The sequence below is a fragment of the Wolbachia endosymbiont (group A) of Tromatobia lineatoria genome, assembly GCF_964028565.1.
Taxonomy (GTDB): domain Bacteria; phylum Pseudomonadota; class Alphaproteobacteria; order Rickettsiales; family Anaplasmataceae; genus Wolbachia; species Wolbachia pipientis.
On sequence record NZ_OZ034791.1, the window covers coordinates 21570 to 36592 of the forward strand.

Here is a 15023-nt window from a genome sequence, read left to right on the forward strand (position 1 = left end):
TTAATACCCTTTAGAATTGTAATAAGAATCTATTGTATTCAAAACTTCCCTTCTTAGTAGATATATTGCAACAGCATTTGGAATCATAAGGCACATAAACAAACTGTCACCTAGATAAGATATAAATTCTATATTCTTTGACATACAGCTGATATACACTGAAACCACTATAAGAATTTGGAACGGTATCAGTATTTTTTTACTACCAAATAAATACAGCAAAGCAACTTCACAGTAGTAACAATAAGCTATTATTGTGGAAAATGCAAAGGAAAACATCATTAGCGGAAAAACTAACTTGCTGAACAAGGGCAAAGCTGTTGAAAATATCGAACTAATTAGTGTAATATCACCCACGTTATCAGTGCTATGCATACCAGTGATAATTATCACAATACCAGTCAAAAATGAGATTAATATTGTGTCTATAAGTGGTGCAATCATTGCAACGCACCCAACTTTAATTGGATCTTCTTCTTTTACAGCTGAATGTGCTATAGCTGCTGTTCCGGTACCTGCTTCGTTAGCAAACACTGATCTTCTCACTCCGGCTATTAATCCGCTCAATACTCCGCTTCCTATAGCTGATTTATTGAAGATATCTTGGAATATTATGGATAGAGCATTCAGCAAATTACTTCCGTTTACATAAATTAAATATATACACATACCCACATATAGCACTATCATAATTGGTGCTAAGCTCGTTGAAACGAAAGCAATGCGCTTTATTCCTCCCAATATTACAATAAAGACAAGCAGGGATATAATAATGGATGCGTTGTATTCTAGGAGGTTATTTGATAGTGCTGCTATTTGATTTGCTTGAAATGGTATACCGCCCAAAATCATTGCAATAAGTAGCATAATCGCATAAGTGAAGGCAAGAAATCTACCAGTTTTTGCAAATCCAATTTTTGCAAGCCCGTACTTCATGTAATAAAAAGCCCCGCCAGTTGTATTTTCAGAGCGATAAGTAAATGCAAGCACCACCTCGGCAAACTTTATCGACATACCAAGTATTCCGGTAATTACCATCCAAAAAACTGCACTTGGGCCCCCTATTGTGATAGCTATTGCAACTCCTGATATTGTTCCAAGACCAACTGTTCCTGAAATTACTGTTGCAAACGCTTGAATATGAGTGATTATGCCATTGTTGCTGTTATTACACTTTAGATTGAATAGCGTCTGTATTCCATATTTAAGTAACCTAAAGTTAATGAATTTGAACTGGGCAGTACAAAAGATTCCAGTTGCAATTACCCAAATAATTATAAATGGAATGTTGAATATCTTTATATACAGAAATGAATTTAATAGTTCACTTATCTTCAAAATCATGCAGTTTTCTATTTTTTGTTAGCTAACGAGTTTTATATGTAAAATATATGTAAAACCCGATGCTTATTGGAATAGTAAGTGTATACACTATACCTAAAATTGGTAGAGTCATCCAGGGCTTACTGATGAAAAATACAATAAGTACTCCAAAAAATGACACAAATATATAGGATAGGCTTTTGGGAATATAAATATATTTTGCAGAGAAAGTTGGAATGTGACTTATCGAAAAAAATGAAATGGCCAGAAAGTAACAAGCTACGTTTCTTGTGTTAAAAAATCGCTCTATGAGAAGTAAGTATTCACTCTCATGAGATTGAAAGGTAATAATTATTGGTAACAAAGAAAGTAAAGCACACACTGGAGCTGGAACACCAGAAAAGAAAAATTTTTCCCAGTATGGTTGTTCTGAGTGTAGCGAAACATTAAATCTTGCAAGTCTTATTGATATGCAGATTACGTATATCATTACTAAAATCCAACCTATGACTTTGATTTCGTTTAGCTTCCAAAAATACAAAAGAAATGCAGGCGCTGCACCAAAATTTAGAAAATCTGCAAAAGAATCAAGCTGGGCTCCAAAATCGCTAGTTGATTTTAGAATTCTAGCTATTCTGCCATCCATTCCATCTATTATTGCTGCAATGATGATAAAAATTACTGAGAATTCCCATTGTTCATTAAATGTAAATTTAAGTGAAGTGAGACCAGAACATAAACCCAATAAAGTTATAAAGTTTGGGAATAATTTAGTAATAGGTAAGAATCTACTGTTACTTCCATCGTTATTCATATAACGTCAAAAGTAAGCTTCTCTTGAACGTTTTCCTTATTTAAGTTTGCTATAATTGTTTCACCACCAATAACAGTTTGCCCTTCTGAAACTCTGACTTCTGTATCAGCAGGAACATAGATATTCACTCTACTGCCAAACCTTATAATTCCAAACCTTTCACCTGCTTTTACGTTCTGGGATATTCCTAAATTACAAACGATACGACGTGCAATTAATCCAGCTATTTGCTCCACAATAATTTCTTTCCCCTTTTCGTATTCAATTACAATAACCTGCTTTTCATTTTCATTACTAGACCTATTGCTCATTGCGGATACAAACTTGCCTTTTTTATAACTCATTTCCTTTATCGTACCAGATATTGGTATACGGTTCACATGGACGTTCAAAACACTTAAAAATATGCTAACAAGCGTAAACTTCTTCTCCTCTCCGTTTTCTGCTGATAAAGGATAATTAACTTCTTCAATTTTTGAAATCACACCATCAGCAGGACTTAATATAAGATTCTTATTGTTTGGCACAGCTCTTGCTGGATCACGAAAGAAATAAGTACACAATAATGTCGGAAACAAGCACGTAACGCCAAACCCCCAAGATATAGAGAATGCTATACACGTTACTATAAAGGAAACTACTATAAATGAATAACCTTCCCTGTTTATATTAGGTAAACCAAAACACATAATCTTATTAACAATAACCTATTGTTAACAATTTATCATTTATAATTTCTCATGAAAAGCTTTTTTTAACTGCTTCAGCAAAGTCTTTTTGATACAAGGTAACATTACAGATTGTTATATTAGCACATAGAATTACCGTCATACTGTAACAACCCGTCCAACACAAAATCTAATGCCTAAGTTTAGATCAGAAAACTGATTCTTCTAAAAGTTGCTCACTATCCTCGTCTATTATGATAGAATTATCATGATTTCTGAGTAAATCTCTGATTTTCGTTTCTATTTCATTTGCGACTTCTTTGTTTGTTTTTAGGTAAGTTTTTACATTCTCTCTTCCTTGCCCAAGACGTGTGTTGTTATATGAATAGTAAGCGCCTGCTTTTTCAAGCACACCAAGCTTTGCTCCCATATCTATTATTTCTCCGAGTTTTGATATACCTTCATTGTACATTATATCAAATTTTGCTTCTCTAAATGGAGGAGCAACTTTATTTTTTACAACTTTAACTCTTGTTTCATTACCTGTAATATTTTCTTTGTCTTTTATTACACCAACTTTTCTTATATCAAGCCTTACAGAAGTATAGAATTTTAATGCATTTCCACCCGTGGTAGTTTCAGGATTTCCATACACTACTCCTATTTTCATACGAATTTGATTAATAAATATCAATATACAGTTCGCTTTTGAAACGGCAGAGGTTAGTTTCCGTAGCCCATGACTTAGAAGCCTTGCTTGCAGCCCCATATGTTGATCACCCATATCACCTTCAATTTCAGCTCTTGGAGTTAATGCTGCGACAGAGTCAATAACTATCACATCAACCGCACCAGAACACACTAAATACTCAACAATATGCAACGCCTGCTCTCCAGTGTCTGGTTGTGAAATCACTAAATCATCAGTGCTTACCCCAAGTTTACGAGCATATAAGACATCCAATGCATGTTCTGCATCGATAAATGCGCATGATCCTCCTTTTTTTTGTGCTTCAGCAATCACGTGCAAGGCAAGAGTGGTTTTACCAGAACTCTCGGGGCCAAATATTTCAATTATACGCCCTTTTGGCAGACCTCCAACACCTAGAGCCGAATCAAGCGCAATTGATCCTGTGGATATTGTGTCTATTTTTTCTACAGGGTTTTGCTTCAACTTCATTATTGCACCTTTACCGAATGCTTTTTCAATCTGGCTTATTGCGTTATCTAGCGCTTTTTGTTTATCACTATTTCTTTCTTCTGGGTTACTTGCCATAGATCATTTATTAATTTATATAATTCTCTATGATAATCAAACGCGAATAACCTGCCAAGGTTTTTCTAGTATTTATGTATTATTTCAATGAAAAATATTAACGTTTTCATAAAGCAGATATTTGTTTGCCTTCGTTAGTAACACACTATACTTTAGTGTACGAACGTTGCAATTTGCAGCATAGCAGGTGGTGTCATCCAAGTAGCCAACACTGAAATGACTAAATTCGAAATGGCTACATGAATTTATTGTAAATTACTACCGTATAAGGTGCGATGCAACAAAGCCATTCCAGTGTCAGCTACTTGAATGACACCTCTTAGATGGGTCAGCTACTCAGATCTGCCATGAAAACTGCAACCCTAAATGTTGGAGCACTGTCGTACACTAAGCGCTGTAATGACAATTTTAGTCGCTTCATACACTTATCATGCTAGTCATAACAGAAATAATTTTTACCAAAGATATTTATGAAATAATTGACATAGTTTGGAAATATGTATATTATAGAACATTAATAGTTAGTTAATTTGTAGGTATAATGTGGCTAGAAATGTTTTGAATGAAAATGAGTACCACGCTTTAAAGCAGTTGTTTTTAACATTTAATATTCAAAAGGAGGATGTGGTAAATTCTGACATTAAGAATATTAAGAAAAAGCTTAGTCAACAATACCGTAAATTATCGTTAAAATATCACTCAGATAAAAACCCAAACGATAAAGAAGCGGAGGAGAAATTTAAGGTTATTGCATTAAATAAGCCATTTTTTGAAGAATTTATAATAGAGCCATTGGAGAAAGGTCTCAATAAAAGAAATAATTTAATAAAAAAATTACGCGGTAAGTTGTGGAGTCGCAGTTATGAAGAATTGCAAAAATACTTAGATGATAAGTGCAGAAATAAACTCTATAATAAGCAGCAGTCAATTAACAATAATGTACTGCTTATGTAAAATATTCTTCTTATTCAAATCTCTTAGGAGTTCTTTTAGTATCCTTCACATCAATTGCATTTTTAATAATTAATGGTATTTCTTCTAATGTACCAATAGCAGTAGGTTTTCTTGCTCCCTTGTTAGCAGGATCTATTTTAAATCTAGCTGTTAAGAGCATTTATACTAGAAATGGGAAAGAGTTTAATCATCAGACTAATATTTTATTATTGTTTAACTTTGACCAAGAATGCGAAAATTTTTCAAAGAGTGATAGGACTAAATTAAAGTGGCTAAAAAATTCAGTTATTTTGAGCAACACAATCTGTACATCTTTAATGTTTTTCGGTATGGGATTAGATTTAGTTGCCAACGGCTTTGGTATAACTAACTCTATGATGTTATCCGGCTTATTACTTTCATTACCATTCACGCTTTTAATTGTTACTTCACCTATTTTAAATGCTGCAAGTAATTATATTCTCAAAAAGACAGCTATAAATTCAATTGAGGAGCAATTTAAAGGTGATGATCAGTTTATAGAAGTCGATAACGAAAAGCCAAGCAGTACTATGAGCAATCAAAGTTATTTCCCCATCGGTCAGTTAATATCATCAAAGTTAGCTATTCTCCATAGCGAAGTCTCTAGCTAGGAACAATGAGCCACAGATTAGTATGGTTTTGACGTTTTGGGTAGAGGCTTTTAATATGTGATTTGATATTGCATCGCCAATTGATTCACATTCAACTGCTTTTATTCCTATGTTATTGGCTTTTTCCCTAATCAAATTTGTATTTGTTGCTTTAGGTTCAGACTTAACACAAACCGCACATAGTAGCTTGATATATGGCTTTAAGTGCTCTAAGAACTCTTCCACATTTCTGTTACTAGTAACACCAAAAACCATATAAATACCTTCAGCAAAATTATCTTTTACCCACTGAGATAGTACTCTAGCACCATCATTATTGTGTGCACCATCTAAAAATAATTGCCAATCTTTCGGTAGTAGGAAAATTAAATTACCTTCTTTTATAGACTCTAGCCGTGCAGGCCAATAAGTGCACTGTAAACCTGAAGTGATATCCTCTTCTCCAATATCAAATTCATACTTTCCACTTAAAATACTACATGCTGCAATAGCATTGCCTGCATTAATCACCTGATGATCACCCTTTAAAGATGGCAAAGGAAATTCTATTGATTGAATAGCTGATTGAAAAACCATTTTGTTGTTCTTTTTTTTGCAATTCCATTCAAGACCTCCTCTATACAAGGGAGATTTCTTATTTATTGCGTGGTGTTCTAGCGTGTTCACTATAGATTTTTCTTGCGGTGCTATTACGCAAGGAACATTAGGTTTCATTATTCCAGCCTTTTCACCTGCTATAATTTCTACAGTAGGGCCAAGATATTCCGTATGATCAAGTGCAATGGAAGTAATTATTGTTAAAATCGGATTATCTATAACATTTGTTGCATCAAGCCTTCCACCCATACCCACTTCAACTAAAGTTATATCGGCTTTATGACGAGAAAAAGCTAAAAAAGCTGCAATAGTTGCAGCTTCAAACAGAGTGATAGGTTGTTCTGCAATTACTGCACGACATTCTTCTAATAAGCTATATAATTCATTATCGTCGATATAGCTGCCGGCTATCACTATCCTCTCATTAAAACTCACTAAATGTGGAGAAGTGTATGCGTGTACCTTATACCCTGCTGCTTGCATTATATATCTTATAAATGCTAGTGTTGAGCCTTTCCCATTAGTTCCAGCTATATGAATTACGGGAGGCACTTTTTTCTCGGGGTTATCTAGTTTGCTAAGAAAGCCTTTTATGCGATCAAGAGAAAAATCATTCGGCCTGCTACCAAGTGGCTTAGGCCAATGAGGCATATATATCATGGATTGTTATTGCATTTTAATTCAGCTATAACGCTTGCTATGCCATGCGTGTCGATTTTTTCACTAAATTGATAACGTTGATTAATAGCAATACTTATTCCACTCATTACAACATCACTTATCAAGAAAGAACTGTTATTTTTAGTAACTTTAAAATCAATATTTGTAAATTCTTCATCACCGTAAGAAAATCTTGTACCAATTAAGCAAGTTTCATCGTCAACTGCTTTTGTACTCATTATGATCATTTCACTATCATGCATGTATTTATATAAAATTTTAACGCACAAACGCGTAAGATACACTTCATACTCTCTTAAAAAATCTTCTTTTTCTTTTTGTTTAACTAAAGCCCAATGTTTTCCTATGACGAATTGCGATATTCCTTTGAGGTTAACATTGTTTTGAATGACCTCCTGAAGCTTTTTTTGCACACATTCCCGGTTTTTTTTATTCTCCTTTGTAGATATACCATCCACTTGTTGCTTCATAGTATGCACAAAAATTTTGTGATCTGTACAATTAGTGTAAGCACTTGAAGAAATTACAATAAAAACAATGATAGTTAAAACTTTAGTAATGTTCATAAGATATATTTATTAGCTATGATACTTAGAATGCAAAGTTTAATAAAGATTAAATAATAATCGCTAGCTTTAATATATCTATAGACACACCTTGTATAAATCATCTACAATTAATTAAGGGTCTGTTCTATGCGTTATGAGTTAAGTTAAATTTCCCGAGCGATAATTTCTAGTCAAGGGAATTGCCTCTGTTAATTTCGTTGAAATTGATACGCGATGCCCACCTTAACTTTAGTCTCAGGAATCTACTAAGGCTGACGGTAGATACGGATCCTATTTTGATTGGTTTAACATTTATGCTTCATCAATACAAAGAACAGGGTGTTTTCCTATGTTTGCCTAATGAAGTATTCCAAATTGTAATTGATGTTGAAAGGTATCCTGATTTTGTTCCTTGGTGCAAAGCCGTTTATATAAAAGAAAAAATTAACAACCAAATGGTTGTGGATCTCCTCGCAGCTTTTCATGGAATTAAAGGTAGATATACATCAGAAGTTACTTCTCTTTCTCCAAGTGGAACAAATGAAGGTTGGATAAAAGCTGTATCATCAAATGGAATATTTAAACATCTATACAATGAATGGCAATTCATTCCCATAGATGAAAATAAAACTATGGTAAAGTTTTATATAGAGTTTAAGTTTAAGTCCAACTCATTTTCCACTTTATTAAACTCAGTATATAAGTATACACAAAGTAAAATAATTGCTGCATTTAAAGATAGGGCTGAAAGCCTTGCTAAACAAAAGTTATCTTGACATTATTAATATAAATGTATAATTTTTTTTAGTAAGTTAAGTGTTTATATTGTAATGATTTTTAGACTATTGTTTTTATTAATTTTCATAAGTGTTAATTCTTATGCAGTTGTTAAGCAAGATTTATCCGATAACCAATACATTCAAAAAAAACCCAATGAAATAACATCAAATGAGCTATTATCGCCATTACCTAATGATAAATTATTAGGAGATCCAAAAGCACCAATTCTAATGATAGAATATGCTTCATTAACTTGTTATCACTGCTCTCTTTTTCATAGGAATGTTTTTCCTAAAATTAAAGAGAAATATATAGACACAGGTAAGATGTTATATATATTTCGTCATTTTCCTTTGGATTACAGAGGGCTAAAGGCTGCAATGCTAAGTCATTGCTACGAAAAACAAGAAGACTACTTTAATTTTAACAAAGCTGTTTTTAACTCAATAGATTCGTGGAATTACTACAATTTAAGTGATTTGACTTTACTACAAAGAATTGCTGCACTAAGCAACTTAAAGCAAGATGCATTTAACCAATGCATTAATGATAAGAAAATAATGGATAAAATCGTAAATGATAAATCACTGGCAATTAATAAACTTGGTATCACAGCCACTCCAATATTTTTCATCAAGCTTAACGATGATAAATCATATATAGAGCATAATAAAGTTAAACATGGAGGGTATAAAGAGCTGAAATATTTCACTAATGTGATAGATAAATTATATGGAAAAGCTATAGTGAAGTAATACCACTGTAGCTTACCATATAAAAGACTCTATGCTGAGTCATTGTTTTTCACTACTGTTTGTTGTTTTTTACGCTCAAACTCTCTTTTTTTACTGTGCCAAGTGTAGTAATACATAGCGATTTTATTCTCTATTAATACTATTGTCCCATCATAAAACTGAACCATATCCATAACTTTTCTCTGAGCTTCATCAAAACGTTCTTTATACTTTTCACGATAAGCTGGATTATGTAGTAACATAACCCCTTCATTCTTGTTAGATTTTTTGTTTAACGTTTCAACTTCACCAGCAATAGTATAAGACATATAACCCCCTCTAATTGATTATAAAAATTATATTTTAAAAAGAGAAATGCGCATAAACAATCCCTTTAATTCTAGCATAATAATCGACTGTTTATTATACTAGTTAACTATAGTACGATATATAATAATTTTTGTCACTTAAAATTTTATACTATGAAATAATAACTTAAAATAAATGTTTTTATTATTTTAAACTATATTATTATATTTATAAATTGTGTATGAATTAAGTCTCCCTAATTTATAATATATGCGTAATAATTTTAGTATAAAATTGTCATACATAAGAAATCTATTTGCAAAAGAATATAAAAAAATAGAAGAATATTGTATTCTTGAAAAAAAGCAACATATTCAAATTGGCCCTGAAGAAGGAAAGCTATTAAGTTTATTTATAAAAATCCAAAAAATCAAAAGTATTGTTGAGATTGGCACGTTATACGGTTACTCGTCGATTTGCATGGCAAAAGCTCTACTAAAAGACGGTCATATATATACAATAGAAAATAATCCTCAACACTCAAGAATAGCAAAAAAAAATTTTAGTGCTTTTAATCTAAGTGATAAAATTACTCTAATAGAAGGCGATGCACTGGAAAAAATTAATGAATTATCAGCAAAAGCACCATTTGACATGATATTTATTGATGCTGACAAAAGTAGTTATCCTAAGTATTTAGATTGGGCAGAGTCATACATTAAACAAGATGGGCTAATCGTTGCAGATAACACTCTACTGTTTAACACAGTATTTTTAGAATCGCCTCCAAAAGAAGTATCAGAAAAATCATGGCATGCCATGAGGGAGTTTAATAATAGATTATCAGATGAAAAAAAATATTTCTCTATATTGATTCCAACTGATGAAGGAATGACTGTAGCTTTAAAGCTAACATAAGTTAAAAATCAAGGTCAGCATAATGTTTAGGAGGGATTAAACCAGAAATCCTCTCTAATAATATCTCACGAAAACAAGGCTTTGATTTAACAATGGAGTACCATTCTTTTAAAATTTTACTTTTTTCCCATGGAAAACTACTTACATAATCCATTACGGAAATATGCGATGCTAAAGTAATATCAGCTAAAGTGAACTTATCAGTTGCAAGCCAAACGTTCTTGTTAATTAAGTGTTCGGTGTATTCCATATGGCAAGGCAGGTTATGCTGAGCTGCATGAAGAAATCTAGAGTCAGGGCTGCGGTTAGTAATTACTTTTTCATTCATAATATACTTAGTAACTTCATTGTAAAATTTGTTATCGAACCAATTGATTAGAGCGCGTATTTTAGACTTAATAATAGTGGATGAACCAAGTAATTTGACGTCGCTATTGTAAGTCTCTTCTATATATTCACAAATGGCATTACTATCCGCTATTACAAAGTTATTATCTATTAACACTGGTACTTGCCCGGTTGGATTGATCTCCATAAATTCATTCCGCTTTTCCCACGGATTTTCATACACTAGATCACAGCCTAATTTTTTTTCTTTTAGAAAAGCTCTAACTTTTCGTGAAAATGGACAAAGAGGAAAATGATATAAAATCATAATGTTCCTCTTTTGTTATACCAATATCCTTTTTTTGTTACTCTATGGCTTGACCTACAACTGTACGAACTTTCTTTGTAGTCCACAGAAGTTTGCGTAGCAGGTAGTGTCATGCAAGTAGCTGACACTGGAATCCAGTTCTTGTTATACAATTGCCTAGTGCGCTCATTTACAGTTAAGTTTTCTGGATCCAAGTAGTCAAGCACTGGGATGACATCCTTTTCGGTAAAAATTGCTCTTATATCACAACATTCATACAGCTGTATGCCTAGGCACTGGGATGACATAAATAAGCGCTGAAATGACATAAATAAACATTGGAGTGACAATCTTGTAGTGACTTGCATGACAACTAACTTTTTGTTTACTTCAAAATAGCACTGTAAAAAATTTAACATATCAAATTATAGAGCTAATATAGGATATACCTTGCTAAATAAAAAAAAAAGTATAATATTTTATAAGGTATGCAGGCAAAAACTCTGTAATTTGGTCAGATCAGAAATGAAGCAGCCATATCAGAACCTTTTTGGGTTGCATACCTATTTCATTATTTGTTTTATCCGAGGCTATGAATATAGCATTAAAACATCGTCCTAGTAGCTTCAAAGATCTAGTAGGTCAAGATATATTAGTGCGTGTATTAGAAAATGCTTTTATTTTAAACAAAATCCCACAATCTATACTGCTCTCTGGTAGTAGTGGAGTTGGTAAAACCACCACTGCAAGGATAATAGCTTTATGTTTGAATTGTTCCCTGGGGCCAATTTTTGAACCTTGCGGATCATGTGAAAATTGTCTAGCAATAAAAAATTCAAGCCATCCAGATGTAATTGAAATCGATGCAGCAAGTCACACTAGCATTGACGATATTAAAGTAATCCTGGGAGATATTTGCTATTCACCTATAAGCTCTAAATTCAAAGTCTACATTATAGATGAAGTACACATGCTATCTAGCAGTGCATTTAACGCATTACTTAAAACCCTAGAAGAGCCACCATCTAGTGTAAAGTTCATTTTAGCAACTACGGAAATAAAAAAGATACCAATAACTATTATTGCACGTTGTCAAAGATTTGATTTACACAACATTCCTGTAGCTAAAATAGTGGAACGTTTAAATGATGTTGCACAAAAAGAGAGTTATTCCATTGAAAAGGGAGCATTAGAATTAATTGCACGACACTCTGGAAATTCAATGCGTAACGCCTTGTTTTTGATGAATCAAGCAGTGCTATATAGCAAAGATGGTGCAATATCCACTAAAAATGTGACAGACATACTTGGCCTAGTGGATAAAGATATTATATTCGATCTATTAGGGGCAATATTAGAAGGTGATTTACAGAAAGCTCTATCAGTGTTTGACAAGGCGGTAAAAACAGCAAACCCACTTAGTATTTTTGAAGGTCTATTGGAAACAATTCAGTTAGTATGCCGTTTTTTGATTACAAAAGAGATTGATAATGCAGTTACAGAGCATGAAAAGAATAGGATAAAAGATTTAAGTATAAAGAGATCTTTAATATTTTTTTCGAGATTGTGGAAGATGTTGCTTAAAGGTATTCAAGATATAAAAACTTCAACATGCAACGATGTTGCTGCTGAAATGATGTTAATTAGCCTCTGTTATCTTTCTGATCTGCCTTCTCCGGAACAGGTGATCAAAAAAGTTCTTTCGCAGAATGTAGAGCAAGGAAATAGACAGGGCAGACCTGTTGCACCTTCCCCCTCTGTCATCCAAGTAGCTGACTACTCGGATCCAAAAAAATATGTGGAAAGTAAACAACAACCCCACTCTGTCATCCCAGTGCGTGACACTGGGATCCATGTGGAAAATAAACAACAAAATTACGATTTTGATAAGATTTTGCAACTATTAAGGCGAAGTAACCAAATTTATCTTTACAAACAACTGTGTAATAATCTACAATTAATAGATTGTAAACCTGGATATTTAAAATTAAAAGCTGTATCTAAGTTGGATAGTAATTTTTGCAATGATTTAAAAAATTACTTAAACCAGGTGACTCAGCAAGAGTGGGTTGTTGCAGTTGATACAGGTTATATAAACAGGGAAGTGAGTAATTTAAATTATGCACCTGCAGTTAAGGATATCCTTGACACGTTTAAAGGTGCAAAAGTAGTTAATATAGAAAATAAGGAGTAAGTTGTGGATTTTAGTCAAATAATGAAACAAGCGCAAGAGATGCAAAAAAAGCTTGCAGAAGCTCAAGAAAAATATGTTGGAAAAGAGTTTCAAGGTATTTCTGGTGGTGGCAAAGTTTCTGTATTAGTGGAAGTCATAAAAATAGGTAGCTATAAAGCTAAAAAGGTGAACATAGACTTAGAACTTATGAGAAATGAGGAAAAAGATATAGTAGAGGATTTAGTAACAGCAGCGTTTAATGATGCCGTTAAAAAAGCAGAAGAAGATATGGCGAATGCAACTTCTGATCTTGCAGGTATGATGGGTTTACCATCTGGGTTTAAACTTCCTTTTTGAATTTACTACTGAAGTTTCTTTTAGTGTAAGTATTTTTTTTCTAATATTCCCAACGCTAGTACTTCTTCATATAATGTACCTATACTAGCATAGCCCTACGTCATACCGTGATTCATTCCACAACTGTACAAACATTGCAATATGGCACATAGTAAACGATGTCATTCCAGTCTGGAATCCAGCCTTGCCGTAATCTCATCAAGAACATTGTGTTTTAACATAAAACGGCTACTTTTATGCTTACCAACTTAATAAAATTCCTGGATCCCAGACTGGGATGACAAGAAGATGGTACTTGGATAAGAGGCATTGCCCTCCTGGTAGGCCCAAATTGCAATGTTCGTACAGTTGTGGATTTCTCATCCGCTAACAAGCAGCGGAATGACGAGGTCTTTCGATAGTAAATCTTACCTGTGTTAGCTATACCAAAAAATCAAGAGTAAAAAAGTCGTATTTATTCATTAATAAAATCTTTGTCTTCTCCTAAAAATTAGTTAAAATGTAGAATATTTTGTGTTATTAAGTTAGCACTTGACTTAACTTTAGTTGTTACTTAGACTGCTAAAGTGGAATTTTAATTTTTTTACGAGGACAATTATGCATTATAAAAAGTTTTTTTCAGCAGCCGCTTTAGCAACGTTGCTAAGTTTATCAAACTCTGCTTTTTCAGATCCTGTTGGTCCAATAAGTGATGAAGAAACTAGCTACTACGTTCGTTTGCAATACAACGGTGAATTTTTACCTCTTTTCACAAAAGTTGATGGTATTACCTATAAGAAAGACAAGAGTGATTACAGTCCATTAAAACCATCTTTTATAGCTGGTGGTGGTGCATTTGGTTACAAAATGGACGACATCAGGGTTGATGTTGAAGGAGTTTATTCATACCTAAACAAAAATGATGTTAAAGATGTAACATTTGACCCAGCAAATACTATTGCAGACAGTGTAACAGCAATTTCAGGATTAGTGAACGTGTATTACGATATAGCAATTGAAGATATGCCTATCACTCCATACATTGGTGTTGGTGTTGGTGCAGCGTATATTAGCACTCCTTTGGAACCCGCTGTGAATGATCAAAAAAGTAAATTTGGTTTTGCTGGTCAAGTAAAAGCTGGTGTTAGTTATGATGTAACTCCAGAAGTCAAACTTTATGCTGGAGCTCGTTATTTCGGTTCTTATGGTGCTAATTTTGATGGAAAAAAAACAGATCCTAAAGATTCAACCAGACAGGTTACTGATGCAGGCGCATACAAAGTTCTTTACAGCACTGTTGGTGCAGAAGCTGGAGTAGCGTTTAATTTCTAGTCTATCTCAGTCTTGTTATCCCAGTGAGTTTTTTCTTGCCATCTAAGTGGCATGACACTGGGATCTAGAAAAAAGAAATGTGGATTCCAGTGTCAAGGCACTGGAATAACACTATTTGCTATGTGTTTAAGCTATGACGTTTACCATTGTACTGGTAGAATATCATCTAAGGTTACATAATGTTATCCAATTAGCTAACACTGCGGCCTACTGTCTCCAAGAAATTAGATGGAAAATTTGTACTTTTTTCAAATCAAAGCTTGAATTTTTGCTCGAAAATCAATATATTATATGCATGAAGTTTTGATTTAAGT

Annotated in this window: 17 protein-coding genes, 2 other RNA genes and 2 pseudogenes; 10 read left to right on the top strand and 11 right to left on the bottom strand. The window is 33.2% G+C overall.

Annotated features, from left to right (window positions below):
* The 4 genes from ABWU48_RS00090 to recA all read right to left on the bottom strand — a co-directional run bounded on the left by ABWU48_RS00090 (position 1) and on the right by recA (position 4081).
* Positions 1–1344, bottom strand: a complete 1344-nt coding sequence (locus ABWU48_RS00090; RefSeq protein ID WP_038199325.1) for an alanine/glycine:cation symporter family protein — start codon at positions 1342–1344, stop codon at positions 1–3.
* Positions 1345–1366: 22 nt separating this feature from the next.
* Complete coding sequence (locus ABWU48_RS00095) at positions 1367–2137, bottom strand: CDP-alcohol phosphatidyltransferase family protein (protein ID WP_015589351.1); 771 nt, start codon at positions 2135–2137, stop codon at positions 1367–1369.
* Positions 2134–2826 carry a phosphatidylserine decarboxylase gene (locus ABWU48_RS00100; RefSeq protein WP_007548750.1) on the bottom strand — a complete coding sequence of 231 codons (693 nt, stop codon included), beginning with the start codon at positions 2824–2826 and terminating at the stop codon, positions 2134–2136. The genes ABWU48_RS00095 and ABWU48_RS00100 overlap by 4 nt, the downstream gene beginning before the upstream one ends.
* A 187-nt stretch (positions 2827–3013) precedes the next feature.
* Positions 3014–4081, bottom strand: coding sequence for a recombinase RecA (gene recA, locus ABWU48_RS00105; protein ID WP_010963008.1), 1068 nt, complete (start codon positions 4079–4081; stop codon positions 3014–3016).
* Positions 4082–4705: 624 nt separating this feature from the next.
* Here recA and ABWU48_RS06255 point away from each other — a divergent pair.
* Positions 4706–4831 (top strand): annotated as a pseudogene (locus ABWU48_RS06255) (DnaJ domain-containing protein); the annotation flags it as partial.
* Positions 4832–5045: 214 nt separating this feature from the next.
* Here the strand turns inward: ABWU48_RS06255 and ABWU48_RS00115 are convergent.
* Positions 5046–5195: a hypothetical protein gene (locus tag ABWU48_RS00115; RefSeq protein ID WP_353288370.1), complete on the bottom strand. Its 150-nt coding sequence runs from the start codon at positions 5193–5195 to the stop codon at positions 5046–5048.
* A 49-nt stretch (positions 5196–5244) separates the two neighbouring features.
* Here ABWU48_RS00115 and ABWU48_RS00120 point away from each other — a divergent pair, with 49 nt between their 5' ends.
* Positions 5245–5667 (top strand): hypothetical protein, encoded by a 423-nt coding sequence (locus ABWU48_RS00120; RefSeq protein WP_353288371.1) that lies wholly within the window; start codon positions 5245–5247, stop codon positions 5665–5667.
* Here ABWU48_RS00120 and ABWU48_RS00125 read toward each other — a convergent pair.
* Both ABWU48_RS00125 and ABWU48_RS00130 read right to left on the bottom strand, forming a co-directional pair.
* Positions 5635–6924 (bottom strand): bifunctional folylpolyglutamate synthase/dihydrofolate synthase, encoded by a 1290-nt coding sequence (locus ABWU48_RS00125; RefSeq protein ID WP_022626401.1) that lies wholly within the window; start codon positions 6922–6924, stop codon positions 5635–5637. The two genes, ABWU48_RS00120 and ABWU48_RS00125, sit on opposite strands and share 33 nt — an antisense overlap.
* Positions 6921–7511, bottom strand: a complete 591-nt coding sequence (locus ABWU48_RS00130; protein ID WP_010963011.1) for a phospholipid-binding protein MlaC — start codon at positions 7509–7511, stop codon at positions 6921–6923. Before ABWU48_RS00130 ends, ABWU48_RS00125 begins: the two co-directional genes overlap by 4 nt.
* Positions 7512–7627: 116 nt before the next feature.
* On the opposite strand from ABWU48_RS00130, the gene ssrS reads away from it, so the two are divergent.
* From ssrS to ABWU48_RS00145, 3 genes are all read left to right on the top strand, one after another.
* A non-coding RNA gene (gene ssrS, locus ABWU48_RS00135) (6S RNA) lies at positions 7628–7788 on the top strand.
* Positions 7789–7807: 19 nt separating this feature from the next.
* Entirely contained in the window at positions 7808–8269 is a 462-nt protein-coding gene (locus ABWU48_RS00140; RefSeq protein WP_010963012.1) for a type II toxin-antitoxin system RatA family toxin, read from the top strand.
* Positions 8270–8323: 54 nt separating this feature from the next.
* Positions 8324–9028: a DsbA family protein gene (locus ABWU48_RS00145; protein ID WP_038199341.1), complete on the top strand. Its 705-nt coding sequence runs from the start codon at positions 8324–8326 to the stop codon at positions 9026–9028.
* Between the two features lie 29 nt (positions 9029–9057).
* Here ABWU48_RS00145 and ABWU48_RS00150 read toward each other — a convergent pair whose 3' ends face one another.
* Positions 9058–9336 carry a DUF2671 domain-containing protein gene (locus tag ABWU48_RS00150; protein ID WP_006279425.1) on the bottom strand — a complete coding sequence of 93 codons (279 nt, stop codon included), beginning with the start codon at positions 9334–9336 and terminating at the stop codon, positions 9058–9060.
* 250 nt (positions 9337–9586) lie between these two features.
* Between ABWU48_RS00150 and ABWU48_RS00155 the strand changes: the two genes are divergently transcribed.
* Positions 9587–10234 carry an O-methyltransferase gene (locus ABWU48_RS00155; protein WP_010081993.1) on the top strand — a complete coding sequence of 216 codons (648 nt, stop codon included), beginning with the start codon at positions 9587–9589 and terminating at the stop codon, positions 10232–10234.
* Position 10235: 1 nt separating this feature from the next.
* Here ABWU48_RS00155 and ABWU48_RS00160 read toward each other — a convergent pair whose 3' ends face one another.
* On the bottom strand, positions 10236–10889 hold the full coding sequence (locus ABWU48_RS00160) for a glutathione S-transferase family protein (RefSeq protein ID WP_010081992.1): 654 nt from the start codon (positions 10887–10889) through the stop codon (positions 10236–10238).
* A gap of 107 nt (positions 10890–10996) precedes the next feature.
* A pseudogene (locus tag ABWU48_RS06260) lies at positions 10997–11113 on the bottom strand (WPE palindromic element domain-containing protein); the annotation flags it as partial.
* A gap of 236 nt (positions 11114–11349) precedes the next feature.
* On the opposite strand from ABWU48_RS06260, the gene ffs reads away from it, so the two are divergent.
* The 3 genes from ffs (at position 11350) to ABWU48_RS00180 (ending at position 13398) form a co-directional block, all read left to right on the top strand.
* Positions 11350–11439: signal recognition particle sRNA small type (ffs, locus tag ABWU48_RS00170), an RNA gene on the top strand.
* A gap of 21 nt (positions 11440–11460) precedes the next feature.
* Entirely contained in the window at positions 11461–13062 is a 1602-nt protein-coding gene (dnaX, locus tag ABWU48_RS00175; RefSeq protein WP_353288372.1) for a DNA polymerase III subunit gamma/tau, read from the top strand.
* Positions 13063–13065: 3 nt separating this feature from the next.
* Positions 13066–13398 (top strand): YbaB/EbfC family nucleoid-associated protein, encoded by a 333-nt coding sequence (locus tag ABWU48_RS00180; protein WP_010963017.1) that lies wholly within the window; start codon positions 13066–13068, stop codon positions 13396–13398.
* 240 nt (positions 13399–13638) lie between these two features.
* Here the strand turns inward: ABWU48_RS00180 and ABWU48_RS00185 are convergent, their stop codons facing one another.
* On the bottom strand, positions 13639–13761 hold the full coding sequence (locus tag ABWU48_RS00185) for a hypothetical protein (protein ID WP_261728921.1): 123 nt from the start codon (positions 13759–13761) through the stop codon (positions 13639–13641).
* A gap of 234 nt (positions 13762–13995) precedes the next feature.
* Here ABWU48_RS00185 and ABWU48_RS00190 point away from each other — a divergent pair, with 234 nt between their 5' ends.
* A complete protein-coding gene (locus ABWU48_RS00190) occupies positions 13996–14709 on the top strand; it encodes a P44/Msp2 family outer membrane protein (RefSeq protein WP_138264894.1) in 714 nt (237 codons plus the stop codon).
* Positions 14710–15023: the final 314 nt, after the last annotated feature.

Excerpts from the sequence above, each read along its gene's own strand:
- ABWU48_RS00090 (WP_038199325.1), bottom strand. The coding sequence starts at position 1,344 with ATGATTTTGAAGATAAGTGAACTATTAAATTCATTTCTGTATATAAAG.
- ABWU48_RS00095 (WP_015589351.1), bottom strand. The coding sequence starts at position 2,137 with ATGAATAACGATGGAAGTAACAGTAGATTCTTACCTATTACTAAATTA.
- ABWU48_RS00100 (WP_007548750.1), bottom strand. The coding sequence starts at position 2,826 with ATGTGTTTTGGTTTACCTAATATAAACAGGGAAGGTTATTCATTTATA.
- recA (WP_010963008.1), bottom strand. The coding sequence starts at position 4,081 with ATGGCAAGTAACCCAGAAGAAAGAAATAGTGATAAACAAAAAGCGCTA.
- ABWU48_RS00115 (WP_353288370.1), bottom strand. The coding sequence starts at position 5,195 with ATGCTCTTAACAGCTAGATTTAAAATAGATCCTGCTAACAAGGGAGCA.
- ABWU48_RS00125 (WP_022626401.1), bottom strand. The coding sequence starts at position 6,924 with ATGATATATATGCCTCATTGGCCTAAGCCACTTGGTAGCAGGCCGAAT.
- ABWU48_RS00130 (WP_010963011.1), bottom strand. The coding sequence starts at position 7,511 with ATGAACATTACTAAAGTTTTAACTATCATTGTTTTTATTGTAATTTCT.
- ABWU48_RS00140 (WP_010963012.1), top strand. The coding sequence starts at position 7,808 with ATGCTTCATCAATACAAAGAACAGGGTGTTTTCCTATGTTTGCCTAAT.
- ABWU48_RS00145 (WP_038199341.1), top strand. The coding sequence starts at position 8,324 with ATGATTTTTAGACTATTGTTTTTATTAATTTTCATAAGTGTTAATTCT.
- ABWU48_RS00150 (WP_006279425.1), bottom strand. The coding sequence starts at position 9,336 with ATGTCTTATACTATTGCTGGTGAAGTTGAAACGTTAAACAAAAAATCT.
- ABWU48_RS00155 (WP_010081993.1), top strand. The coding sequence starts at position 9,587 with ATGCGTAATAATTTTAGTATAAAATTGTCATACATAAGAAATCTATTT.
- ABWU48_RS00160 (WP_010081992.1), bottom strand. The coding sequence starts at position 10,889 with ATGATTTTATATCATTTTCCTCTTTGTCCATTTTCACGAAAAGTTAGA.
- dnaX (WP_353288372.1), top strand. The coding sequence starts at position 11,461 with ATGAATATAGCATTAAAACATCGTCCTAGTAGCTTCAAAGATCTAGTA.
- ABWU48_RS00185 (WP_261728921.1), bottom strand. The coding sequence starts at position 13,761 with ATGAGAAATCCACAACTGTACGAACATTGCAATTTGGGCCTACCAGGA.
- ABWU48_RS00190 (WP_138264894.1), top strand. The coding sequence starts at position 13,996 with ATGCATTATAAAAAGTTTTTTTCAGCAGCCGCTTTAGCAACGTTGCTA.